This is a genomic window from Azohydromonas lata NBRC 102462 (assembly GCF_001571085.1).
Taxonomy (GTDB): Bacteria; Pseudomonadota; Gammaproteobacteria; order Burkholderiales; family Burkholderiaceae_C; genus Azohydromonas; species Azohydromonas lata.
Map to the genome: position 1 here is coordinate 36,659 of NZ_BCTC01000029.1, position 21,825 is coordinate 58,483.

Annotated in this window: 20 protein-coding genes; 7 read left to right on the forward strand and 13 right to left on the reverse strand. The window is 71.1% G+C overall.

Translation table 11 applies throughout. From position 1 onward, the window contains the following. Positions 1-66: 66 nt before the first annotated feature. From sdhD to ALA01S_RS12470, 3 genes are all read right to left on the reverse strand, one after another. Entirely contained in the window at positions 67-429 is a 363-nt protein-coding gene (gene sdhD / locus ALA01S_RS12460; RefSeq protein ID WP_066336753.1) for a succinate dehydrogenase, hydrophobic membrane anchor protein, read from the reverse strand. 29 nt (positions 430-458) lie between these two features. Next, complete coding sequence (gene sdhC / locus ALA01S_RS12465; protein ID WP_066336755.1) at positions 459-887, reverse strand: succinate dehydrogenase, cytochrome b556 subunit; 429 nt, start codon at positions 885-887, stop codon at positions 459-461. Positions 888-1,026: 139 nt separating this feature from the next. Further along, positions 1,027-1,791, reverse strand: a complete 765-nt coding sequence (locus ALA01S_RS12470; RefSeq protein WP_066336757.1) for a GntR family transcriptional regulator — start codon at positions 1,789-1,791, stop codon at positions 1,027-1,029. A gap of 173 nt (positions 1,792-1,964) precedes the next feature. Here ALA01S_RS12470 and ALA01S_RS12475 point away from each other — a divergent pair, with 173 nt between their 5' ends. The 4 genes from ALA01S_RS12475 to acnB all read left to right on the forward strand — a co-directional run bounded on the left by ALA01S_RS12475 (position 1,965) and on the right by acnB (position 7,709). Beyond that, positions 1,965-2,951 (forward strand): malate dehydrogenase, encoded by a 987-nt coding sequence (locus ALA01S_RS12475; RefSeq protein ID WP_066336762.1) that lies wholly within the window; start codon positions 1,965-1,967, stop codon positions 2,949-2,951. Between the two features lie 114 nt (positions 2,952-3,065). Beyond that, entirely contained in the window at positions 3,066-4,088 is a 1,023-nt protein-coding gene (locus ALA01S_RS12480) for an HpcH/HpaI aldolase/citrate lyase family protein (protein WP_066336764.1), read from the forward strand. Between the two features lie 146 nt (positions 4,089-4,234). Further along, positions 4,235-4,792, forward strand: a complete 558-nt coding sequence (locus tag ALA01S_RS12485; RefSeq protein WP_066336765.1) for a hypothetical protein — start codon at positions 4,235-4,237, stop codon at positions 4,790-4,792. A 325-nt stretch (positions 4,793-5,117) separates the two neighbouring features. Then, entirely contained in the window at positions 5,118-7,709 is a 2,592-nt protein-coding gene (gene acnB / locus ALA01S_RS12490) for a bifunctional aconitate hydratase 2/2-methylisocitrate dehydratase (RefSeq protein WP_066336768.1), read from the forward strand. Between the two features lie 81 nt (positions 7,710-7,790). Here the strand turns inward: acnB and ALA01S_RS12495 are convergent, their stop codons facing one another. The 3 genes from ALA01S_RS12495 to ALA01S_RS12500 form a co-directional block, all read right to left on the reverse strand. Continuing rightward, on the reverse strand, positions 7,791-8,636 hold the full coding sequence (locus tag ALA01S_RS12495; RefSeq protein WP_238455778.1) for a cytochrome P450: 846 nt from the start codon (positions 8,634-8,636) through the stop codon (positions 7,791-7,793). 205 nt (positions 8,637-8,841) lie between these two features. Then, a complete protein-coding gene (locus ALA01S_RS34760) occupies positions 8,842-9,180 on the reverse strand; it encodes a cytochrome P450 (protein ID WP_238455779.1) in 339 nt (112 codons plus the stop codon). A gap of 219 nt (positions 9,181-9,399) precedes the next feature. Further along, complete coding sequence (locus ALA01S_RS12500; RefSeq protein WP_084267487.1) at positions 9,400-10,854, reverse strand: cytochrome P450; 1,455 nt, start codon at positions 10,852-10,854, stop codon at positions 9,400-9,402. A gap of 102 nt (positions 10,855-10,956) precedes the next feature. Here ALA01S_RS12500 and ALA01S_RS12505 point away from each other — a divergent pair, with 102 nt between their 5' ends. Then, positions 10,957-11,835, forward strand: coding sequence for a helix-turn-helix domain-containing protein (locus ALA01S_RS12505; protein ID WP_066336771.1), 879 nt, complete (start codon positions 10,957-10,959; stop codon positions 11,833-11,835). 28 nt (positions 11,836-11,863) lie between these two features. Here ALA01S_RS12505 and ALA01S_RS12510 read toward each other — a convergent pair whose 3' ends face one another. Together ALA01S_RS12510 and ALA01S_RS12515 are read right to left on the reverse strand one after the other, a co-directional pair. Further along, on the reverse strand, positions 11,864-12,745 hold the full coding sequence (locus ALA01S_RS12510) for a PRC-barrel domain-containing protein (protein WP_066336773.1): 882 nt from the start codon (positions 12,743-12,745) through the stop codon (positions 11,864-11,866). A 245-nt stretch (positions 12,746-12,990) separates the two neighbouring features. Further along, positions 12,991-13,989, reverse strand: a complete 999-nt coding sequence (locus ALA01S_RS12515; RefSeq protein ID WP_066336775.1) for a hypothetical protein — start codon at positions 13,987-13,989, stop codon at positions 12,991-12,993. A 161-nt stretch (positions 13,990-14,150) separates the two neighbouring features. On the opposite strand from ALA01S_RS12515, the gene ALA01S_RS12520 reads away from it, so the two are divergent. After that, positions 14,151-14,501, forward strand: coding sequence for a four-helix bundle copper-binding protein (locus ALA01S_RS12520; protein WP_066336778.1), 351 nt, complete (start codon positions 14,151-14,153; stop codon positions 14,499-14,501). 34 nt (positions 14,502-14,535) lie between these two features. On the opposite strand, the gene sbcB is transcribed toward ALA01S_RS12520, so the two are convergent. Next, positions 14,536-15,960 (reverse strand): exodeoxyribonuclease I, encoded by a 1,425-nt coding sequence (gene sbcB / locus ALA01S_RS12525; RefSeq protein ID WP_066336781.1) that lies wholly within the window; start codon positions 15,958-15,960, stop codon positions 14,536-14,538. 48 nt (positions 15,961-16,008) lie between these two features. Then, positions 16,009-16,914: a DNA ligase gene (locus ALA01S_RS12530; protein ID WP_066336805.1), complete on the reverse strand. Its 906-nt coding sequence runs from the start codon at positions 16,912-16,914 to the stop codon at positions 16,009-16,011. Between the two features lie 164 nt (positions 16,915-17,078). Here ALA01S_RS12530 and ALA01S_RS12535 point away from each other — a divergent pair, with 164 nt between their 5' ends. Beyond that, positions 17,079-18,971, forward strand: a complete 1,893-nt coding sequence (locus tag ALA01S_RS12535; protein ID WP_084267488.1) for a pseudouridine synthase — start codon at positions 17,079-17,081, stop codon at positions 18,969-18,971. A gap of 118 nt (positions 18,972-19,089) precedes the next feature. On the opposite strand, the gene ALA01S_RS12540 is transcribed toward ALA01S_RS12535, so the two are convergent. From ALA01S_RS12540 to ALA01S_RS12550, 3 genes are all read right to left on the reverse strand, one after another. Further along, on the reverse strand, positions 19,090-19,389 hold the full coding sequence (locus tag ALA01S_RS12540) for a hypothetical protein (RefSeq protein ID WP_066336785.1): 300 nt from the start codon (positions 19,387-19,389) through the stop codon (positions 19,090-19,092). 141 nt (positions 19,390-19,530) lie between these two features. Continuing rightward, complete coding sequence (locus ALA01S_RS12545) at positions 19,531-19,911, reverse strand: response regulator (protein WP_066336787.1); 381 nt, start codon at positions 19,909-19,911, stop codon at positions 19,531-19,533. A gap of 13 nt (positions 19,912-19,924) precedes the next feature. Then, entirely contained in the window at positions 19,925-21,769 is a 1,845-nt protein-coding gene (locus ALA01S_RS12550; RefSeq protein ID WP_084267490.1) for a histidine kinase famiy protein, read from the reverse strand. Positions 21,770-21,825 lie beyond the last annotated feature (56 nt).

Here is a 21,825-nt window from a genome sequence, read left to right on the forward strand (position 1 = left end):
GATGACGACGTCGAACTTGCGCTTAGAGATCGATCCCAATGCCACGTGAAACTCCTTGAATTCTTATCAGAGGCGCCACAGCACCTGGACCGCCCAACCCGCGCAGCCCACCAGCCACGCGATCGTGAAAACCTGCAGCGCCAGCCGCGTACCGACGGGCTTGACGTAATCCATCCAGATGTCGCGCACGCCCACCCAGGCGTGCCAGGCCAGCGACACGATGACGACGAAGGTCAGCACCTTCATCCACTGCGACGAGAAGATGCCGGCCCAACGGTCGTAGTTGAGCTCGCCGGGCATCAGCACCTGGGCCAGCAGCACGATGGTGAAAAGAGCCATCAGCGCAGCCGTCACGCGCTGGCTGAGCCAGTCGCGCAGGCCGTAGTGGGCGCCCACCACGAGGCGCTTGGAGCCGTAGTTCGGATTCATGAGTTGTTTCCCCTCTTGCTGCGCAGTGATCAGTACAGGCCGAAGAGCTTGGCGCCCAACAGCAGCGTCAGCAGGATGGCGATGGCCAGCACGGCTTGCGCGGAAGAGCGGCCAAAGGCCTTGGTGGTGTTGTGTGTCATGTCCATCCACAGATGGCGCACGCCCGCGCAGAAGTGATGCAGGTAGCCCCAGATCAGCGCCAGCGCCACGAGCTTGATGAACCAGCCGGGGAAGATGCCGATGCCCGCGGTGAAGGCACTGGTGAAGCGCTCATAGGAGATTTCCGAAGAGACGCTGGTGTCGAACATCCAGACGATGAAGGGCAGCAGGAAGAAGATCATGGCGCCGCTGACGCGGTGCAGGATCGAAACAATGCCCGACGGCGGCAGACGGTACGAGACGATCTGCGAGATGTGGATGTTTCGATAGACGGGTCTTTGTTTGATCGTGTCTGCCATGGTCCTGCCTTATCTGAAAGATGGATCGCCGGGGTGCGGATAAACCCGCTGATTTTAGTGCACTGAAACAAGCCGACACGTCAGCCCTATTACGTACTGGCCGAGAAAGCAACGTGAAAGAAAGGGGCCTTAGCGCCGGTCAGCTCAGTTCGTTGCGGTAGTGATGCTGGGCGGTGTTGTAGAGGCCACGGCGCAGCTCCACGGGCTTGTCGCCATAGGTGCGCGAGAGGCGCTCCACGCTCAAAAGCGGCGTGCCTGCGGCCACTTCCAGCCACTGCGCCGTCGCCGCATCGGCGGCCACGGCCCGGATCTGCTCTTCGGCGCGGATCATGCGCACGCCGAACTCGCTTTCAAACAGTTCGTACATCGGCCCGCGCCAGCCCGTGAGCTTTTCAACGGTCAGCCCCTTGAAGAGCGCGCCGGGCAGCCAGATGTCGTCGAGCACCACGGGCTTGCCCTGGGCCGAGAGCAGCCGGCGCACGAGCACGGCGGCCTCGCCGCTCTTGAGCTCCAGCGTGCGCGCGACGTCGGCCGGCGCGCGCAGGCGGCGGCAGTCGAGGACGCGGCGCTCCACCGGCGGGCTGGCGCCCTCTTCCGGCGTCAGGCGCAGGAAGCGGTACTGCACATGCTCCTCGGCATGCGTGGCCACGAAGGTGCCCTTGCCCTGCTTGCGCACGAGCAGCCCGTCGGCCGCGAGCTCGTCTATGGCCTTGCGCACCGTGCCCTGGCTGACCTTGAAGCGCGCGGCCAATTCCAGCTCGCTGGGAATGGATTCGCCCGGCTTCCACTCGCCGCCCTGCAGGCTGCGAACCAGCAAGGCCTTGATCTGCTGGTAGAGCGGGCTGAACGCCGGCGCCGCGCCGGCATCCGCGGGAGGTTCTATGGGCTGGGCGGCGCTTGACATAGGGCGCGATTGCAGCACAAGCCGCGCCCGCAGTCCATTCAAACGTATCTTATATAAGACATAAGATCGATTTTGAATGTGCCACGCCCCCCGCGGATGGATACACTTGCGACCCGGCGCGTCCGCTGCAGCCGCGGGCGCTTTGATCCCCGTTTGTCATTTGGAGACGCTCCATGAGCAAGAAGCCCGTCCGCGTTGCGGTCACCGGCGCCGCCGGCCAGATCGGTTATGCCCTGCTGTTCCGCATCGCCTCCGGCGAAATGCTGGGCAAGGACCAGCCCGTGATCCTGCAACTGCTGGAGATCCCGGACGAGAAGGCCCAGAACGCGCTCAAGGGCGTGATCATGGAGATCGAAGACTGCGCCTTCCCGCTGGTGGCCGGCATCGAAGCCCACAGCGACCCGATGACCGCCTTCAAGGACACCGACTACGCGCTGCTGGTCGGCGCCCGTCCCCGCGGCCCCGGCATGGAGCGTGCCGACCTGCTGGCCGCCAACGCCCAGATCTTCACGGCCCAGGGCAAGGCCCTGAACGCCGTGGCCTCGCGCGACGTGCGCGTGCTGGTGGTGGGCAACCCCGCCAACACCAACGCCTACATCGCCATGAAGTCGGCCCCGGACCTGCCGGCCAAGAACTTCACGGCCATGCTGCGCCTGGATCACAACCGCGCCGCTTCGCAGATCGCCTCCAAGACCGGCAAGGCCGTGGGCTCGATCGAGAAGCTGGCCGTGTGGGGCAACCACTCGCCCACGATGTACGCCGACTACCGCTTCGCCACCATCGAAGGCCAGAGCGTCAAGGAACTGATCAACGACGAGCAGTGGAACCGTGAAGTGTTCCTGCCCACCGTGGGCAAGCGCGGCGCCGCGATCATCGCCGCCCGCGGCCTGTCGTCGGCCGCCTCGGCCGCCGGCGCCGCCATCGACCACATGCGCGACTGGGCCCTGGGCACCAACGGCAAGTGGGTCACCATGGGCATCCCGTCCAAGGGCGAGTACGGCATCCCCGCCGAAGTGATGTTCGGCTACCCCGTCACCTGCGAAGGCGGCGAGTACAAGATCGTCGAAGGCCTGGAGATCGACGAGTTCTCGCAAGAGTGCATCAACAAGACCCTGGCCGAGCTCCAGGGCGAGCAGGACGGCGTCAAGCACCTGCTGTAATCGCGCCTTGAAGGCGCCGCGGCCCGCACCTGCTGGGCCGCGCGCCGCGCGACAACCGCTTTGCATGGGGCCGGTGATCGTTCACCGGCCCTTTTTCCTTTCAGGACCGCTGCCGTGACCCAAGCCCTCCACCCCCGCCTGGCGCTGTTCGAAGACGGCGAGCTGGCGCCCTCGCTGCCCGTGTGCGACCACTACGCTGGCGTCGAGCCGCGCATGACCAAGAGCCTGCAGCTGCAGGCCGAGATGGGGCCGGTGTTCGACATCACGCTGGACTGCGAGGACGGCGCCCCGGTGGGCGGCGAGATCGAGCACGCGCAGCACATTGCCGAGCTGGTCAATTCGCCGCTCAACCGCTTCGGCCGCGTGGGCGCGCGGGTGCCGGAAGTCGGCCACGAAAAATTCGAGGCCGTGGCCGAGCTGCTGGTGTCGCAGTGCGGTGCGCGGCTGGCCTACCTGATGATCCCCAAGCCCCGCGGCCTGGACGAGCTGCAGCGGGCCATCGATTTCATAGACGCCGCGGCCGGCCGCGCGGGCCTGGCGCGCCGCATTCCGTTGCACGCGCTGGTGGAGACGCACGGCGCGCTGCGCGAGGCGTTTGCGCTGGCGGCGCACCCGCGCATCGAGTCGCTCTCCTTCGGCCTCATGGACTTCGTGTCCGCGCACCGCGGCGCCATTCCCGCCTCGGCCATGGGCGTGCAGGGCCAGTTCGAGCACCCGCTGGTGGTGCGCGCCAAGCTGGAGATCGCCGCGGCCTGCCACGCGCATGCCAAGGTGCCTTCGCACTGCGTGGTGACGGAGTTCAAGCACACGCGGGCGCTGGAGGAGGCGGCCACGCGTGCCGGGCGCGAGTTCGGCTACACGCGCATGTGGAGCATCCACCCGGCGCAGATCCGGCCCATCGTGGACGCCTTCACGCCCACCGCCGCCGAGGTGGACCGCGCCATCGAGATCATCTCCGCCGCGCAGGCCGCGCATTGGGCGCCCATACGCCACCAGCACGGCGGCCACGACCAGTTGCACGACCGTGCCAGCTACCGCTACTTCTGGCATGTGCTGGAGCGCGCGCACCGCACCTCCTGGAGCGACGGCGCGCAACTGCCCGCCGAGATCCAGCAGGCCTGGTTCAGCCCAACCTGAAGCCCTGCCCGCGGCGGGCACGGCGCAGCATTCGGCTTGCCCGTGCGAATTTGTCGCGGGCCCGCAACCGTGCTCTGCCGCCGGCTTCGCGGCGGCGTGACAATGGCGGCCCTCGCGCGTGCAAGGTGCTGCGCACTGGAGTTTTCATGACCGTTTCCCTCCGACTGGCGGCACTGGCCGCCGCTGCCGCCTTCGGCCTGATGAGCGCCACCGCCGCCATGGCCACCGAAGGCTCCAAGGCCAAGGCCGAGAAGGCCGCGGCCGCCAAGACTGCAAAGGCCGCCAAGGCGGCCCCCAAGGCCGAAGCCCCGCTGGCCGAGGCCGACGAGGCCCAACTGGCCGCCTCCCAGCGCGCCTACCGCGGCGTCTATGCCTGCGAGTTCAACCAGACGCTGGACATCGCCGTGAACCCCAAGCACGCCGGCTACCTGGACGTGAAGTGGAAGAAGGACGTCTACACCATGAAGCCCGTGCTCTCATCCACCGGCGCGCTGCGCCTGGAGGACGTCAAGGGCCAGACGCTGATGGTGCAGATCGCCAACAAGTCCATGCTCATGGACACCCGCGTGGGCCAGCGCCTGGTGGACGACTGCCAGAGCGCCGAGCAGCGCGAGGCCGTGGCCGCGGCCAAGCTGGCGCCGCCGGTCGCCGGCGGCCTGGGCATAGACCCCAACAAGCCCGTGGTGGCCGAAGCCACCAAGTAAGGCGCGCCGCAGGGCTATTGCGCCGCTTGCGCGGCGCGCCCTTTGCGGCCGCCCGTTCGCCCCTTGCGGGCGGACTGCCTGACGCAACGCAAGGCCGGCGCAAGCCGGCTTTTTCACACTTGAACGGCCCCGGAAGACCCCAGGCGTGTCCCGGGTGTGCTTGCTGCGCCGCACCATGGCGGCAGACTCGCGCGGGGCCGGCACGCCACAGCGACACGCTGGGGCACTGTCCCAAGTCTTATATAAGACATAAAATGTCAGAGTCGGCTTGCGCTCGAACGCGGGCCGCTTCCTAAAACGGTTTCCACGGAGCACGGAGCCCCTGATGCTGCAAGCCTATCGCCAACATGTCGCCGAACGCGCCGCGCTCGGCATCCCGCCGCTGCCGCTGTCGGCCAAGCAGACCGCCGAGCTGATCGAGCTGATCAAGAACCCGCCGGCCGGCGAGGAAGCCTTCCTGCTGGAGCTGCTGACGCACCGCGTGCCTCCGGGCGTTGACGATGCGGCCAAGGTCAAGGCCTCCTTCCTGGCCGCCGTGGCCGCCGGCGACCTGGCCGTGGCGCTGATGCCGCGCGCCCAAGCCACCGAGCTGCTGGGCACCATGGTGGGCGGCTACAACGTCAAGCCGCTGATCGACCTGCTGGACGACGCCGAAGTCGCCGGCGTGGCCGCCGCGGGTCTGAAGAAGACCCTGCTGATGTTCGACTACTTCCACGACGTGGCCGAGAAGGCCAAGGCCGGCAACGCCGTGGCCAAGGAAGTGGTGCAGAGCTGGGCCGATGCCGAGTGGTTCACCAGCCGTCCCGAAGTGGCGCAGAAGATCACCGTGACGGTGTTCAAGGTGCCCGGCGAGACCAACACCGACGACCTGTCGCCCGCCCCGGACGCCTGGAGCCGCCCGGACATCCCGATGCACTACCTGGCCATGCTCAAGAACGCCCGCCCCGGCGCGGCGTTCCAGCCGGAGGAAGACGGCAAGCGCGGTCCGATGCAGTTCATCGACGACCTGAAGAAGAAGGGCAACCTCGTGGCCTACGTGGGCGACGTGGTGGGCACCGGCTCCTCGCGCAAGTCGGCCACCAACAGCGTGATCTGGGCCACCGGCCAGGACATCCCCTTCGTGCCCAACAAGCGCTTCGGCGGCGTGACGCTGGGCGGCAAGATCGCCCCCATCTTCTTCAACACGCAGGAAGACTCCGGCTCGCTGCCCATCGAAGTGGACGTGAGCCAGCTGGAGATGGGTGACGTCATCGACGTGCTGCCCTACGAGGGCAAGCTGGTCAAGAACGGCGAAGTCGTCGCCAGCTTCGCGCTCAAGAGCGACGTGCTGCTGGACGAAGTGCGCGCCGGCGGCCGCATCAACCTGATCATCGGCCGCTCGCTGACCGCCAAGGCCCGCGAGTTCCTGGGCCTGGAAGCCTCCACCGCCTTCCGCCTGCCCAAGCCCCCCGTCGACTCCGGCAAGGGTTTCACGCTGGCGCAGAAGATGGTCGGCCGCGCCTGCGGCCTGCCCGAAGGCCAGGGCATCCGCCCGGGCACGTACTGCGAGCCCAAGATGACCACGGTCGGTTCGCAAGACACGACCGGTCCGATGACCCGCGACGAGCTCAAGGACCTGGCCTGCCTGGGCTTCTCGGCCGACCTGGTGATGCAGTCCTTCTGCCACACCGCCGCCTATCCGAAGCCGGTGGACGTGAAGATGCACCGCGAGCTGCCGCAGTTCATCAGCAGCCGCGGCGGCGTGGCGCTGCGCCCGGGCGACGGCGTGATCCACTCGTGGCTCAACCGCCTGCTGCTGCCCGACACCGTGGGCACGGGCGGCGACTCGCACACCCGCTTCCCCATCGGCATCAGCTTCCCCGCCGGGTCGGGCCTGGTGGCCTTCGGTGCCGCCACGGGCGTGATGCCGCTGGACATGCCGGAATCGGTGCTGGTGCGCTTCAAGGGCGACATGCAGCCCGGCATCACGCTGCGTGACCTGGTGCATGCCATTCCGCTGTACGCCATCAAGGCCGGTCTGCTGACCGTCGAGAAGGCCGGCAAGAAGAACGTGTTCTCCGGCCGCGTGCTGGAGATCGAAGGCCTGCCCAACCTGAAGGTCGAGCAAGCGTTCGAGCTGTCCGACGCCGCCGCCGAGCGCTCGGCCGCCGCCTGCTCCGTGCAGCTCAACACCGAGCCGGTGGCCGAGTACCTGCGGTCGAACATCGTTCTGATGAAGAACATGATCGCCAACGGCTACGCCGACGCCCGCACGCTGCAGCGCCGCATCGAAGCCGTGGAAGCCTGGCTGGCCAAGCCGGAGCTGCTCAAGGCCGACGCCGACGCCGAGTACACCGCCGTGATCGAGATCGATCTGGCCGACATCAAGGAGCCGATCGTGTGCTGCCCGAACGACCCGGACGACGCCAAGTTCGTCTCGGAAGTGTCCGGCACCAAGATCGACGAGGTGTTCATCGGCTCGTGCATGACCAATATCGGCCACTTCCGTGCCGCGGGCAAGCTGCTCGAAGGCAAGAAGGACATCCCGGTGCGCCTGTGGGTGGCCCCGCCGACCAAGATGGACGCCGCCGAGCTGACCAAGGAAGGCTATTACGCCACCCTGGGCGGCGCGGGTGCCCGCATGGAAATGCCGGGCTGCTCGCTGTGCATGGGCAACCAGGCGCAGATCAAGGAAGGCTCCACCGCGATGTCCACCTCGACCCGCAACTTCCCCAACCGCCTGGGCAAGAACACCAACGTGTTCCTGGGCTCGGCCGAGCTGGCCGCGGTGTGCTCCAAGCTGGGCCGCATCCCGACCGTGGAGGAGTACATGGCCGAGATCGGCGTGGTGACCAAGAACGCCGCGCAGATCTACAAGTACATGAACTTCGACCAGATCGAGGAGTACGCGGAAGTCGCCAAGGGCGTGACGGCCTGAGTTCCACTTTCGGCCGTGGCTGAGTGCCGCGGCTGACACGCCAGTACGAAGGCCCGCGCAAGCGGGCCTTTTTCATTGCCCTCAGCGCCGCCGGTGCAACCGCCGGCGCAGCCCACCCCGAGGCCGCAGCGTCACGTTGAGCACCGGCACGGGTTCGGCCGTCCCTTCCGGCAATTCCAGGTCATAGCGCCGCAGCAGCATGGCCGCGACGATGACCATTTCCAGCATCGCGAAGTGCTGCCCTATGCACACGCGCGGGCCTATGCCGAAGGGCATGTAGGCGCCGCGCGGCACGTCCGGTGCGCCGGGCAGGAAGCGTTTGGGGCGGAACTCGTCCGGCGCCTCCCACCAGCGCGGATCGTGGTGCAGCACCCAGGGCGTGAGATAGAGGCTGGCGCCGGGCGCGATGCGCCAGCCGCCCACTGTGATCTCCCCCACCGTGTGGCGCGTGATCAGCGCCGGCAGCGGCGGGTACAGGCGCATGGCTTCCTTCACCGTGGCGCTCAGCCAGGGCAGCGCCGCCGCATCGCCGGGGCCCGGGTCGCGGTCGCCGAGCACGGCGTCCACCTCGGCCCGCGCGCGCGCCGCGGCCTCGGGGTGGCCGGCCAGCATCCGGCTCCACCAGGTCAGCGCCGTGGCCGTGGTCTCGTGACCGGCCTGGAAGGTGACCATGCACTGGTCAAACACCTCGCGCTCGCTCAGCGCCTCGCCCGTGGCCTCGTCGCGCAGCGCGAGCAGCCGGGCCAATAAATCGTCGCCGGCCGCGGGGTCGGCCTGCGCGCGGCGGCGCGCGATGTGCCCGCCCACCAGCTTGCGCATCGTCCCCAGCGCCCGCTGCCGCGCGGCCCGCCCGGGCCGGGGCAGCCAGTCCAGCCCGGCAAAGGAAAACACCAGCTCGAACATCGCCGCCTTGCCCAGCACCTGCATGGCGCCTATGGCGGCCGAACAGGGTGCGCAGGATCACGTCCATCGCCACGCGGCTGAACAGCACCTCCATGTCCACCAGCGCCTGCTGCCCGCCCGCGGGCACGGCCCGCTCCAGCACGCCCTGGGCCGCATCGCGCATCTGCACGGCCAGGCCGGCCACCGGGCTCGGCAGGAAGGCCGGCTGCAGCATGCGGCGCTGGCGCTGCTAGATGTCGCCCTCGGTGGTGATGACGCCCTCGCCCAGGCCGAAGCAGCGTTTCAGCACGGCAATGGACGGCGGATGGCGCACCAGCCGCTCCGCCTGGTCCACCAGCGCCTCGGGCACGAGGTCCGGCGCGAACAGGTCGTAGACGTCATGCCCGCCAATGCGCATGCGGCAGAGGTCGCCATGGGCCTTGTGCCGCGCCTGGGCGGCACCCAGGAAGTCGCGGTACATGGCCAACAGCACCGGCAGGCCCCACCAGCGGCCGGGCACGCCGGGATGTTCAGCGGATGGCGCAGAGGCGGCGGCGGTCGCGCCGTGCGGGCTGGAGGTGGTCGTCACGGGCCCGATGCTGCGCCAGTGGGGGCCCAGCGGCGCGATCAAAAGCGGCCCGGCACCGGGGTTTCTCCGCCGCAACAAGTTGCCTACGGCGCCTGCGCCGGCCAGCAGCGCGCTCCTTGTAGGAGGCCCGCTGGCGGGCCGAATTGCAGCCGGGCCACGGTTCGGCCCGCAAGCGGGCCTCCTACAGGCCTTGCCCAGCGCAACGGCGCATTCGCAGCCTTACATCGCGCGCCGCCGCAGCCGCAAGGTCACCCCATCCTTGGGCCGCAAGGTCACGTTGAGCACAGGCTCCGGCTCCGGCGCGCCTTCCGGCACTTCCAGCTCGTACCGCCGCAGCAGCATGGCCGCGACGATGCTCATCTCCAGCATCGCGAAGTGCTGCCCCAGGCACACGCGCGGGCCCACGCCGAAGGGGATGTAGGCCCCGCGCGGCACCTCCGGCGCGCCGGGCAGGAAGCGCTCGGGACGGAACTCGTTGGGCTGCGGCCACCAGCGCCGGTCGCGCTGCAGCACCCAGGGCGTGACGTAGAGCAGCGTGCCGGGTGGAATGGTCCAGCCCCCCACCGTGATCTCGCGCAGCGTGCGCCGCGTCATCAGCGCGGCGATGGGCGGGTACAGCCGCATGGCCTCCTTGAGCGTCGCCGTGACGTAGGGCAGCGCCATCGCGTCCTGCGCGCCCGGGTCGCGGCCGGCCAGCACGGCGTCCACCTCCTCGCGCGCCTTGGCCGCCGCGGCCGGATGCGCCGCCAGCAGCCGGCTCCACCACAGCAGCGCCGTGGCCGCGGTCTCGTGCCCGGCCTGGAAGCTCACCATGCACTGGTCGAACAGTTCCTGGCCGCTCAGGCTTTCGCCCGTCTCCTCGTCGCGCAGGGCCAGCAGCCGGGCCAGCAGGTCGTCGCCCTCGTCCTCCTGGCCGCCCTGGACACGGCGGCGCTGGATGTGCCCGTGCACCAAGCCCCGCAGCGTGCGCAGCGCCTGGCGCTTGGCCGCCTTGGCGGGCAGCGGCAGCCAGTCCGGCAGCGTCACGGGAAAGAACATCTCGCGCATGGCCGTCTCGCCCATCACGCGCGTGGCGTGGATGGCGGCCTCGGCCTCGCCTTCGAGCTGCCGGCCGAACAGGGTGCGCAGGATCACGTCCATGGCCACGCGCGAGAAGAGCGCGTCCATGCCCACCTCGTCCTCGGCCACGCCCGCAGGCAGCGCGCGCTCCAGCGCGGTGGCGGCGGCCTCGCGCATCAGCCCCGCGTAGCCGGCCACGCGCTTGGGCGTGAAGGCGGGCATGAGCATGCGGCGCTGGCGCTGCCACAGCGGCCCCTCGGTGGTGAGCACGCTGCTGCCGAAGGCCTGGGCAAACACTTCCACGCCGCGCTCCCAGCGCACCAGGGCGTCGGCATGGTCCACCAGCGCCTCGCGCACCATGTCCGGCGAAAACAGGTCGTAGGCGCGCTCCTGGAACAGGCGCATGTTGCAGACGTCGCCGTAGAGGCGGTGCCGCTGCTCGGCGAAGCCCAGGTAGTCGCGCTTCATGTCGGCCAGCAGCGACAGGCCCAGCCAGCGCCCGCGCGGGCCGGGCGGGCGGCTGCCGCTTGGGCGCGAAGGCCAAGGCTGGCGGGTCGCGGAATCGAAACTTCCCTGGGCGGCGTCCGCTGCGCCGCGCGTCATCGTGGTGTTCATGGGCCGCATGGTGGCCGCGGCGTCAGCTTCGCGTCTTGAACGAAAGCGACACTGCCGGCGACTCCAAACCGCGCCCGCGGCCGCTCCTTAAGCTGTCCTGCCATGCCCGGCAATCTCTCGCCCCACACCATCAGCCGCCTTTGGCTGCCGCGCCCGGCGCTGGCCTCGTGCGTGCGCGCCGTGATGGCGCGCGACACGCGCGGCGCACGGCTCGACGACGCCCAGCGCTTCGACCACATGCCCACGTCGCCCCTGTGCGGCCTGTTCTGGCAGCTCGAAGGCAGCACCGAGCTGCTGCCCCGCGGCTCGCCGGCCTCCACCGCCGTGCCGCGCGAGCCCATGCCGGGCCGCGTGGTGTTCGGCGGCCCCGTCACCGTGCCCATGCTGTACTGGCACCCCGGCCCCACGCACGGCCTGATGCTGGCCCTCACCGCCGACGCCGTGCACCGCCTCACGGGCCTGGAAGTGGCCGAGTGGGTGGACCGCCGTGCCGATGCCCATGCCTGCCTGCCGGCGGACTGGCGGCCGCTGCTGGACGCCGTGCTGCACGCCCCGGACGACGAGGCCCGCGTGGCCTGCATAGAAGACTTCCTGGAGCCGCGCTGGCAGGCCGTGCGCCCCGCCCTGCCGCTGCACGCGCACCGCTACCTGGATTGGGCACAGTCCCTGGCCACGCACGCGGCGCTCTCCGGCCCCGGCAAGAGCCTGCGCCAGATGGAGCGGCGGGTGAAGCGCTGGGCCGGGCTGCCCATGCGCGCGCTGCTGGGCATGGGGCGGGCGGAAAGGGCCTTCTTCGAGGGCATGGCCAATGCCGCCCAGCGTGGCGCGCCCAATTGGGCCGAGCTGGCCGACGCCACCGGCTACGCCGACCAGTCCCATCTTTGCCGCGAGGTGCGCCGCGTCACCGGCTTCAGCCCCGAGGAGCTGTACCGGCGCATCCAGGAGGACGAAAGCTTCTGGAGCTACCGGCTGTGGCAGTAGCGCATGCGGGGCGCGCGGGGCCGATGCCTCAGCGCCCCTGCTCCTGCGCGCGGCTGGTGGGCGGGAAGTGGTCCAGCCAGCCGCCCACGTCGTGCCTGTAGGCCGGGTCGTTGACGTCGGGCCAGGCGTTCTCGTCGAAGCCGCGCTTCATGTCCAACTGCTCGCGCGGCACGTTGAGCACGAGGTCGGCGTCCTTGTCCCGGCCCGCGGGCAGGCTCAGCGCGGACAGGGGCAGCGCCAGCAGCTTGTCGTCCGGGCTCCACTTCTTGTCGAAGTCCAGCACCACGTAGTGCACGCGCTGCTGGGCCATGTTGACCACCACGTCCTCCACCTCGCCGGCGTCCTTGCCCTGGCGGTCGTTGACGTCCTTGTCCAGCAGCTTGCTCATGCGCATGAGGCGGTGCGCGGTCGCGGCCTGCGCCGGCGCCTGGGCACCACCGTGGTAGCGGTCCACGTCGCGCCAGTAGGCGGTGGCGTCCAGCCCGGGCCAGTGGGCCTTGTCGAAGCCGAGCGAGCTGCGCAGGCGGTCCTTATCCACGTTGAGCGTCAAGTCGTCGCTGTCGGCCGCGGCGCGAAAGGCGTTGACCGGGTAGGCGAACAGCTTGTCGCCCAACCCGGCCACGCCACCGAAGGACAGCACCGCGTACTGCAGGCGGCCGGTGTTCATGTCCACGATGAGGTCGTCGATGCGGCCCAGCTTCTCGCCGCCGGTGCCCAGCACCTCACGGCCGATGATCTTGCTGGCCCGCGCGTCACGCGCGAGCGGGCTGCCGGCGGCCGGCGCCTGCGCGGTGGCGTGGGGGGCAGCAGGCTGCGCGGCCGGGTCCGCGGCAAATGAAGGCAGCGCCGCCAGCGCACCGGCCAGGGACAGCAGCAGCGCGGCGCCGCGGGGGCGAAGAGTCGATTTCATGGTGTTCTCCCGTGCAGTGGATGCGGCGGGCCGGCCTGGCTTGCAAGGCCTTCTGCAATGGTGCCCGCCACCCAGGGCACCGGGCAAAACCTGGGCCCGCGCGGCAGGTGCCGTATGCGGGCACTGCGCCGGCGTTGCGGGAGCGAAAGTCGAGCCGGCAACGAAAAGGCCGCGGCGGTTGCCGCGGCCCTGGTGCGCCGGCCGCAGCCGGCCGGGATCGGGAAAAAGCGCCTGTCCCGGCGCGCTCAGCGCCCCGTGCCGGAAGAGGTGCCGGAGCCCGTGCTGCCCGGGTTGACCGCGCCCGTGCCGGTGGTGGAGCCGCTGTTGCCGGAAGACGTGCTGCCCGTGTTGGAGTCCCCGATGCCGCGCGTGCTGCCGCTGCCCGTGGGCGTGCCGCTGCCGGTGGAGCGCGAGGAGCCCGTGGACGGAGCCGTCATGCCCGTGCCGCTGGTACCGCTGCCGGACGACATGCCCGTGGAGCCGCTGCCCGTGGCGCCGGAAGGCATGCCGCTGCCCGTGTTGCCGCTGTTGACGGCGCCCGTGCCGGTGGTGGAGCCGCTGTTGCCGGAGGAGCCGCTGTTGGTGTTGGCGTCGCTGGCCGTGTTGCGGTTGGCGCCGGTGTAGGCACCGCTGCCGGTGTTACCGGACGTGGCGCCGCCCACCGCGCCGGCCGGCGAGGCGCCGCTGCCGTAACTGCCGGAGGAACTGCCCGTGCTGCCCGTGCTGCCCGTGCCCGCACCCGTGGTGGAGCCGCTCATGCCGCTGGAGCTGGAGCCTGACCCGCTGCCATAGCTGCCGGAGGAGGAGCTGCCCGAGGCGCCCATGCCGGAGGAGCCGCTGGAACCGCTGGAGCTGCCGGACATGCCGGTGCTGGAGCCGCTGCCGCTGCCGTAGGAGGACGAAGACCCCGTACCCGCGCCCGTGGTGGTGGCGCTGCTGCCCGTGGAGCGCGTGCCTTGGGCGACGACGGGCACGTCCAGCGTGCCGCGCAGCGCCTCGTTGTAGGCGTTGCGCGCCTCGTGCTCGCACAGCGCGCGCGGCTGCGTAGCCTGGCCGCTGCGGCAGTACTGCAGGTCGGAGCGGTACTGGGACTGCGCGGCGCTGCGGTCCACGCGGGTGGCGGCATGGCTGGCCGTGGCCGTGGCGCCCAGGGCCACCAGCACGGCGCCGCCCAGGACGGCGAGCCGGAAGTTGCGTCGCGCGGCGTCGAGGCGGCCCAAGCGGGCGGAGGGACGGTGGTTCATATGCTTCGCTCCTTGAATCGAACAGGTTGCGTGGCGGCCCAAAAGAGGCCGCCCGGCCGGTGACCAGGGATCAGCAAGCGGCATGCGCGGCGCGGCGCGGGTGCGATGCTTGCCGGCAGCGCCACGTCGCCCGCCCAAAGCGGGCTGTGGAGAAGCGATTCATGGACAACCATCCCTACGCCGTTTGCATCGAAGCCTGCGACGCGTGCGCCGCGGCCTGCGACCACTGCGCCGTTTCCTGCCTGCAGGAGCCGCAGCCCAAACCGATGGCGCGCTGCATCGCGCTGGACGTCGATTGCGCGGCCGTGTGCCGCCTGGCCTCCGGCGCGATGGCACGCGACAGCGAGCACGCGCAGGCCATCTGCGCGCTGTGCGCCCAACTGTGCGAAGCCTGCGGCACCGAGTGCGGCCGCCACGCCATGGAGCATTGCCAGGAATGCGCCGAAGCCTGCCGCCGCTGCGCCGAGGCCTGCCGGCACGCGGCGCTGCATGGGAGCGTGGGGGCGCCGTGAGGCCCCGCCCTCTACATCGCCATCCCTGCGCCCCTTACGGCGCGATCTCCTCCGCCCAGTCGTACAGCGCGCCCAGGATGTCGTGGCCGCGCTCGTCCGCGGTTTCGCTCAGGGCGTCTATGCGCTCGGCGAAGGCGGCCAGCGTCATCACGCCGCCCTGCCCCTCGTGCAGGCGGCGCGCGCGGTGGCGCTCCCAGCGGGCCTGCTCGGCTTCGTCCAAGGTGCCGGGAAAGTTGCGCGCGCGCCAACGGAATACCAGCTCGTTCAACCGCGCGTCCTCGAACGGCGGCTCGCGCAGCGCCAGCTCGTGCGGCGGCGCGGCGCGCAGCGCGTTGAGCTTTTGCCGGTCACCGTTGCCGACAAAGCCGCCGTAAAGATCCTCGTCCACGTCCATCGGGCCTTCCGCGCGGGGACGCTCGAACACCTCGGCCCACAGCTGCGGCGGCAGCGGCGCGTGCTGCGCAAAGCGCTGCGCGTGCTCCATCTGCTGGGCCATGTCCAGGCCCCAGCGCTGCGCCTGCGCCGGGCTCAGCGTGCGCGGATTGCCTATGACCACGGGCGCCTTGTTGATGTGCACGCTCTTGATGGGCAGCCGCGCCACGCCTTCCGGCAGCTCGTCGGTACGGGTGAACAGGCGCTGGCGGATGGTGGCCGCGTCCAGCTCGAACAGCTCCGCCGGATCGGCCGCCAGGTCCCAGCACAGCAGCTCGTTGCGGTTGCTGGGGTGCGGGCCTATGGGGAACATCAGCGCGATGCAGCCGCGCTCGGGGCCGAACATGCCCGATACGTGCAGGAAGGGGCGGCCCACCCCGATCTCGGCCAGCACCGCGTCCTTGCGCCGCAGCTTCAGGCAGAAGTCCCAGAGCTTGGGCTGCGCCTGCTTCACCAGCCGCGCCAGCGCGATGGTGGCGCGCACGTCCGAGAGCGCATCGTGGGCGGCGTCGTGCAGCAGCCCGTTGGCGGCGGCGAGGTCTTCGAGCTTGAAGGACGGGCGCCCGTCCGGATGCTGCGGCCACTGCAGCCCGTCGGGACGCAGCGCGTAGGCGCAGCGGACGACGTCCAACAAATCCCAGCGCCCGCAGCCGTTTTGCCACTCGCGGGCATACGGGTCCATGAGGTTGCGCCAGAAGAGAAAGCGCGTGACCTCGTCGTCGAAGCGGATGCTGTTGTAGCCCAGGCCCACGGTGCCGGGCCGGGCCAGCTCGCGCTCTATGGCGGCGGCGAACTCGTGCTCCGGCACGCCCTGCTCCTGGCAATGCTGCGGCAGGATGCCCGTGAGCAGGCAGCTCTCGGGGTCGGGCAGCATGTCCAGCGGCGGCTGGCAGTACAGCATCAGCGGCTCGGCGATCTCGTTGAGGTCGGCATCGGTGCGCACCCCGGCGAATTGGGACGGACGGTCGCGGCGCGGCACGCGGCCGAAGGTCTCGTAGTCGTGCCAGAAGAAGGTCAGGTCGCTCATCCGCGGGACGATACCCGAGCCGCCTGACGGCCCTCTCGTCGCCGCGGCTCAGAAGCCCGGATCGACGCGAAGGAAGCTCGCGAAGCGCGGCAGCCCACCGCTGCTCCAGCCGCGGTGCCGGTAGCTCACCACGCTGCCCAGCGGCGGCGGGTCGCGGCGCAGGGCGTCGCTGAAGCCGCTGCCGAGCAGGAACTCGCGCCGGTCGCCCTCCAGCATGCGCAGCCGCAGCGCCACCAGCAGGCCGTGCATGCGGCCCTCGGCGCCGAAGTGCCGGCCCACGACCACGCCCTCGGCGTCCTGCCGGGGCTTGAGTTTCAGAAGCACGTCCGAGCGGCCCGTGGCGTAGGGCGCATCGGCGCGGTGCAGCACCAGGCCCTCGCCGTCGGCGGCCAGCACCTGGCGCAGCCGGCGCTGCAGCGCGGCGCGGTCCACGAGCCGCTCCTGCGGCACGGCCTGCAGCGTGTCCCAGCCGGTGCGCGCCACCAGCGCGGCCAGGGCCTGGGCGCGCTCCTCGAAGGAGCCGGGTGCGCCGGGCAGCTCGAAGAGCTGATAGCGGATGCCCTCCCAGTCCGCCTCGCGCGCCTCCTGGCGCTTGACGCGGCCGGCCAGCTCGCTGAAGCGTCCGCGCGCGAGCCACAGCTCGCCGTCCAGCGGTTGCGCGGGCAACCGGCGCAGCAAGGCCGCCGGTGCCGGCACCAGGGCGCCACTGCGAAAGCGCAGCCGCTCGCCGTCCCACAACGCGCGCACGCCGTCGAATTTTTCGCTCACGAGGTAGCCGGCGGGGTCCACGCCGGCCGGGGCTTCGCGCGCCAGCAGCAGCGCCGGGGCGTCGCGGCGTTGGGCGTCGGCGGGCGCGTCGTCCGCGGGCCTGAGGGCCTGCGCCGTGGCAGGCAGTGCGCAAGCCGGGAGCCAGTACAGCAGGCGGCGGCGCGTGATGGGGTCCAGGTGCTGCATGCGGGTCTCCCTGTCGGTGGACTTGGTGCGATGCAGCATAGGAGCCGGCGCGGGGGCTGCGCCCTGGATGGAACCCGGGGCACACGCGCACTACTGCCCGCCCAACCCTGCCGCCGACAGCACCGTCCGGGAGCGCGGCCGTGCCGGCATGGTCCAATTCCAGGATGAGTGAAAGACCCAAGATCGGATTGAAGGCTGGCGCCAAGACGCGCGACCCGCGCCGCGCCAACGTGCGGCCCACCGCGCGCAAGGCCGGCCCGCCGCCCACCGCGGCCGAGCGCGCCGCGCGCGACGAACAACGCAGCCACGGCGATCGCCCCGCCCGCCAGGACCGCCGCGACGACGCCCCCCGCGGCCCGCGCCGCGACGCCGGCGACCGCCCCCGCCGCCCCGACGACCGCGGCGGCTTCAGCAATGACCGCCCCCGCCACGCCGGCCCGCGCGAAGACCGGCCGCGCCGTGACGACCGCCCGCAACGCGACGACCGCGGCGGTTTTCATGCCGACCGCCCCCAGCGTGACGACCGCGGCAGCTTCCACGGCGACCGCCCTCGCCGCGACGAGCGCCCCGCCTTCGGCGACCGCGACCGCGGCGGCTTCGGCGGCCCCGGCCGGCGCGACGAGCGCCCGCAGCGCCCCGAGCGCGGCGGCTTCCACGGCGACCGGCCCCAGCGCGAGGAACGCGGTGGCTTCCACGGCGACCGCCCGCGCCGCGACGAGCGCCCCGCCTTCGGCGAGCGTGACCGTGGCGGCTTCGGCGGCCCCGGCCGGCGCGACGAGCGCGGCGGCTTTGGGGATCGCCCCCAACGCCCCGAGCGGCCCGAGCGTGGCGGTTTTCATGCCGACCGCCCCCAGCGCGAGGAGCGTGGCGGCTTCCACGGCGAGCGTCCGCGCCGCGACGAGCGCCCCGCTTTCGGCGACCGCGGTGGCTTCGGTGGCCCCGGCCGGCGCGACGAGCGCGGTGGCTTTGGGGATCGGCCCCAACGCCCCGAGCGGCCCGAGCGCGGCGGTTTTCATGCCGACCGCCCCCAGCGCGAGGAAGGCGGTGGCTTCCACGGCGACCGCCCGCGCCGCGACGAGCGCCCCGCCTTCGGCGACCGTGACCGCGGCGGCTTCGGCGACCGCCTGCAGCGCCCCGAGCGCGGCGGCTTCCACGCCGAGCGTGCCGCGCGCGACGAGCGCCCGGCCTTCAACCGCCGCAGCCCCGCCCCCGGCCAGCCCGTGCCGCAGCGCCGTATCGAGGCCGACGAGGCCCGCTCCCGGAGCTGGGATGCACCGGCCAGGGGTGAGGACGACGACGCCGAACCGGCCGCCGTCGCCCAGGGCGTGCGCCTTTCGAAACACCTCTCCGAGCAGGGTCTGGTGTCGCGCCGCGAGGCCGACGACTGGATCGATGCCGGCTGGGTGAAGGTGGACGGCAAGATGGCCGTGCTGGGCCAGCGGCTGATGCCGGGCCAGGTCGTGGAGATCGACGACGCCGCACGCCAGGCGCAGGCCAAGCGAGTGACCATCCTCATCAACAAGCCCATCGGCTACGTCAGCGGCCAGGCCGAGGACGGCTACGAGCCCGCCGCCGTGCTGGTGACGGCCGAGAACCACTGGAGCGAGGACCCCTCGCGCCTGCGCTTCCACCCGGGCCATGGCCGCCACCTGGCGCCCGCCGGGCGGCTGGACATCGACTCCACCGGGCTGCTGGTGCTCACCCAGGACGGCCGCATCGCCAAGCAGCTCATCGGCGACGAGACCAAGGTGGAAAAAGAGTACCTGGTGCGCGTGGAATACCAGCACCCCGGTCGATTGCCCGACCGCGACCTGGAACTGCTGCGGCACGGCCTGGAGCTCGACGGCAAGCCGCTCAAGCCCGCGCAGGTGAGCTGGCAGAACGAGGACCAGTTGCGCGTCGTCCTGCGCGAAGGCCGCAAGCGCCAGATCCGCCGCATGTGCGAGGCCGTGGGCCTCAAGGTCGTGGGCCTCAAGCGCGTGCGCATCGGCTCCGTGGTGCTGGGCAAGCTGCCGCCGGGGCAGTGGCGCTACCTCGGGGACTTCGAGAAGTTCTGACGAGACGTGCAAAGGCCCCGCCGCCTGACGGCGCCGGGGCCTTGCTGCGCGGGCAGCGCCGTGCGCTGCCGCGAAGGTTCAGGACAAGAGGGACTCCTTCAGGAGACCCTGGGGACGATCAGCCCCGGTCGGCGCGCGCCGCGCGCATGCCGCTGCGGTTGTGGTCCATGGTGCCCGTGCCGTTGACGGTGTGGGCCGGGGTGGCTTCGTTGGCGTTGTTCTTGTTGACGTTGACATCGACCGCACCCTTGGCGTTCTTGCCCACGTCCACGTCCACGCCCGGAACGCCGCGGTCCATCTCGGCCTTGGCGGCCGGCGTGCCGGTGCCCACATTGGACTGGTCGGCGGCTTGCGCGGCGCCGGACAGGGCCAGCAGCGCAACGGCAGTGGCGGCAAGGGTGTTGCGGATCGTGCTCATAAGGTGTGCTCCTCTAGTGGCTGTGGATCGATCAATCGGCCCCGGGCGCTGATCACGCCGGCTTGGGCAGCTCCCGGGCCGTGCTTGTCATTGGGCAATGGGCGTGCCCGAGGCCGCATGAACCTCCATGCCGTTACCCCCTCAACCACCCACCTCCGCCTCGCCGCCGCCCTCCTGCGCCAGCATCTCCTCCACCTGCCGGTTCAACAGCGCGAGGTTGACGGGCTTGACGAGGAAGCTGGTGCAGCCATGGATCAGCGGCTCGTCGCCCGCGTAGCCGGACATCATGATGATGGGCAGCTGCGCACGGCGCCGGCGCAGCTGCATGACCAGGTCGCGACCGCTCATGCCCGGCATGCTCAGGTCGGAGATCACCAGGTCGGCCGGGTCGGCCGCCTCCAGCGCCAGCGCCTGCTCGCCGTTGCCGGCCACGCTCACGCGGTAGCCCATGCTCTCGAAGTAGTACTGGAACACCGCGGTCACGTCGGCCAGGTCGTCGACGATGAGGATGTGCTTGGGCATGGGGCGAACGCTTTCAGCCTTGCTGTTCGTGACGGGAGCGCCGCGGCGGCGGCGAGGGTGGCGCGGCCTCGCAGGCGCAGCCCTGGGCGGCCTGCAGGCCAGGCCTGGACGGCGGCGGCGCATCGCTCCCGGCGCCGGCGTGCACCAGCGCGCGCACGCGCTCCAGCAGCTCGGCCTGCCGGTAGGGTTTGCTCAGCACCGGGTCGCGGCTGCTGCCGTGGCCGGCCAGCTCTTCGGCATACCCCGTGGCCAGCAGCACGGGCAGCCCCGGCTGGCGCCGGCGCGCGCGCTCGGCCAGCACCAGGCCGTTCATGCCGCCGGGCATGATGACGTCGGTGAACAGCAGGTCCACGTGGCCTTGCCGCCCAAGCAGCTCCAGCCCCGCCTCGCCGCTGGGCGCGCTGAGCACGCGGTAGCCCTGCTCGCACAGGCAGTGCGCGGTCATGAGCCGCACGTCCTCGTTGTCCTCCACGAGCAGGATGGTGGCGCCGCCGTCGTGGTCGGCGGCAGGGCCGGCAGCCTCGCCGGCGGTGGCGGCCTCCTGGGCGCCGCCTGACGCCGCACCGGCCTCGCCGCGCCACGGTGCCGGCGCCCCCAGATGCGGTGCCTCGGCCGGAAAGATCATGCGCACCGTGGTGCCGCGGCCGGGCTCGCTGGTGATCTCCAGCCGGCCGTGCGACTGCTGCACGAAGCCGTGCACCATGGCCAGGCCCAGGCCCGTGCCGGGCTCCTTGGTGGTGAAGAAGGGCTCCGTGGCACGGCTGGCCACCTCGGCCGGCATGCCCTGGCCCTCGTCCACGACGCACAGCACCACGTGCGGTCCGGGCGGCAGCGGCGGCACCCGCGGCCGGCTGCCCTCCTCCAGCAGCATGGTGCCCACGCTCACGCGGCCGCCGCCGGGCATGGCGTCGCGCGCGTTGATGAGCACGTTGAGCAGCGCCATCTCCAGGTGCGTCGGGTCCAGCCGGCAGTGCGGCAGCCCCGGCTTGAGGTCCAGCCGCAAGTCCACCTTGTCGCCCAGGGTGCGCACCAGCATCTCGCTGAATTCCACCACCAGCGCGTTGAGGTTCACGCGCCGCGGCTCCAGGCGCTGCTTGCGCGCAAAGGCCAGCAACTGCTGCGTGAGCTTGCCGCCCTTCTCTGCCGCGCGCTGGGCCTGGCGCACGCAGCGCAGGCCCAGCTCGTCCTGGCGCAGCCGCATGGCGGCGATCTCCAGGTTGGCCGTGACCACCTGCAGCAGGTTGTTGAAGTCATGGGCCAGCCCGGCGGTGAGCTGGCCTATGGCCTCCATCTTCTGCGCCTGGCGCAGCGACAGCTCGAAGCTGCGCCGGCGCGAGATGTCCACCTGCGAGGAGAAGTAGTAGAGCAGCCGGCCCTCGGCGTCGAAGACCGGCCCGATGAACAGCGCGTTCCAGAACGGCGTGCCGTCGGCCTTGTAGTTGACGAGGTCCACGGCCACGGCGCGGTGCTCGGCCAGGGCCTCGCGCACCTCGGCCACGGCGTCGGGGTCGGTGTCGGGGCCCTGCAGGAAGCGGCAGTTGCGGCCCAGCACCTGCGCTTCGTCATAGCCCGTGAGGTCCAGGAAGGCGCGGTTGGCGAAGACCACGGGGTTGTCCGGCTGGTTGGGGTCGGTGATGACCATGGGCATGCGCGTCATCTCTATGGCGGCAAAGAACACGTTGCCGCGCTCGTCCAGCCCGGGCTGGCTGATGAAGCCGGCCTGCCAGTGCCGCACGCCGGGCCCGCCCGTGGGGTTGCAGGCATTGCCCTCCACTTCGCCGGCAGCAGGCAAGCCTTGGCTGCCGCCCTGGTCGTCCAGCGGCCTGTCGTCGTCCTCAGCCTTGCTGCCCGTGGTCATCGCTGCTCCAACTGCTTGATTTCAAATGGGTAGTTGCCCCGGGCCAGTGCAAGCGC

Excerpts from the sequence above, each read along its gene's own strand:
- ALA01S_RS12500 (WP_084267487.1), bottom strand. The coding sequence starts at position 10,854 with ATGAACACCACGATGACGCGCGGCGCAGCGGACGCCGCCCAGGGAAGT.
- ALA01S_RS12475 (WP_066336762.1), top strand. The coding sequence starts at position 1,965 with ATGAGCAAGAAGCCCGTCCGCGTTGCGGTCACCGGCGCCGCCGGCCAG.
- ALA01S_RS12515 (WP_066336775.1), bottom strand. The coding sequence starts at position 13,989 with ATGAACCACCGTCCCTCCGCCCGCTTGGGCCGCCTCGACGCCGCGCGA.
- ALA01S_RS12540 (WP_066336785.1), bottom strand. The coding sequence starts at position 19,389 with ATGAGCACGATCCGCAACACCCTTGCCGCCACTGCCGTTGCGCTGCTG.
- ALA01S_RS12535 (WP_084267488.1), top strand. The coding sequence starts at position 17,079 with ATGAGTGAAAGACCCAAGATCGGATTGAAGGCTGGCGCCAAGACGCGC.
- ALA01S_RS12505 (WP_066336771.1), top strand. The coding sequence starts at position 10,957 with ATGCCCGGCAATCTCTCGCCCCACACCATCAGCCGCCTTTGGCTGCCG.
- sbcB (WP_066336781.1), bottom strand. The coding sequence starts at position 15,960 with ATGAGCGACCTGACCTTCTTCTGGCACGACTACGAGACCTTCGGCCGC.
- sdhD (WP_066336753.1), bottom strand. The coding sequence starts at position 429 with ATGAATCCGAACTACGGCTCCAAGCGCCTCGTGGTGGGCGCCCACTAC.
- ALA01S_RS12485 (WP_066336765.1), top strand. The coding sequence starts at position 4,235 with ATGACCGTTTCCCTCCGACTGGCGGCACTGGCCGCCGCTGCCGCCTTC.
- ALA01S_RS12520 (WP_066336778.1), top strand. The coding sequence starts at position 14,151 with ATGGACAACCATCCCTACGCCGTTTGCATCGAAGCCTGCGACGCGTGC.
- ALA01S_RS12495 (WP_238455778.1), bottom strand. The coding sequence starts at position 8,636 with ATGCAGGTGCTGGGCAAGGCGGCGATGTTCGAGCTGGTGTTTTCCTTT.
- ALA01S_RS12470 (WP_066336757.1), bottom strand. The coding sequence starts at position 1,791 with ATGTCAAGCGCCGCCCAGCCCATAGAACCTCCCGCGGATGCCGGCGCG.
- sdhC (WP_066336755.1), bottom strand. The coding sequence starts at position 887 with ATGGCAGACACGATCAAACAAAGACCCGTCTATCGAAACATCCACATC.
- ALA01S_RS12530 (WP_066336805.1), bottom strand. The coding sequence starts at position 16,914 with ATGCAGCACCTGGACCCCATCACGCGCCGCCGCCTGCTGTACTGGCTC.
- ALA01S_RS12545 (WP_066336787.1), bottom strand. The coding sequence starts at position 19,911 with ATGCCCAAGCACATCCTCATCGTCGACGACCTGGCCGACGTGACCGCG.
- acnB (WP_066336768.1), top strand. The coding sequence starts at position 5,118 with ATGCTGCAAGCCTATCGCCAACATGTCGCCGAACGCGCCGCGCTCGGC.
- ALA01S_RS12510 (WP_066336773.1), bottom strand. The coding sequence starts at position 12,745 with ATGAAATCGACTCTTCGCCCCCGCGGCGCCGCGCTGCTGCTGTCCCTG.
- ALA01S_RS12550 (WP_084267490.1), bottom strand. The coding sequence starts at position 21,769 with ATGACCACGGGCAGCAAGGCTGAGGACGACGACAGGCCGCTGGACGAC.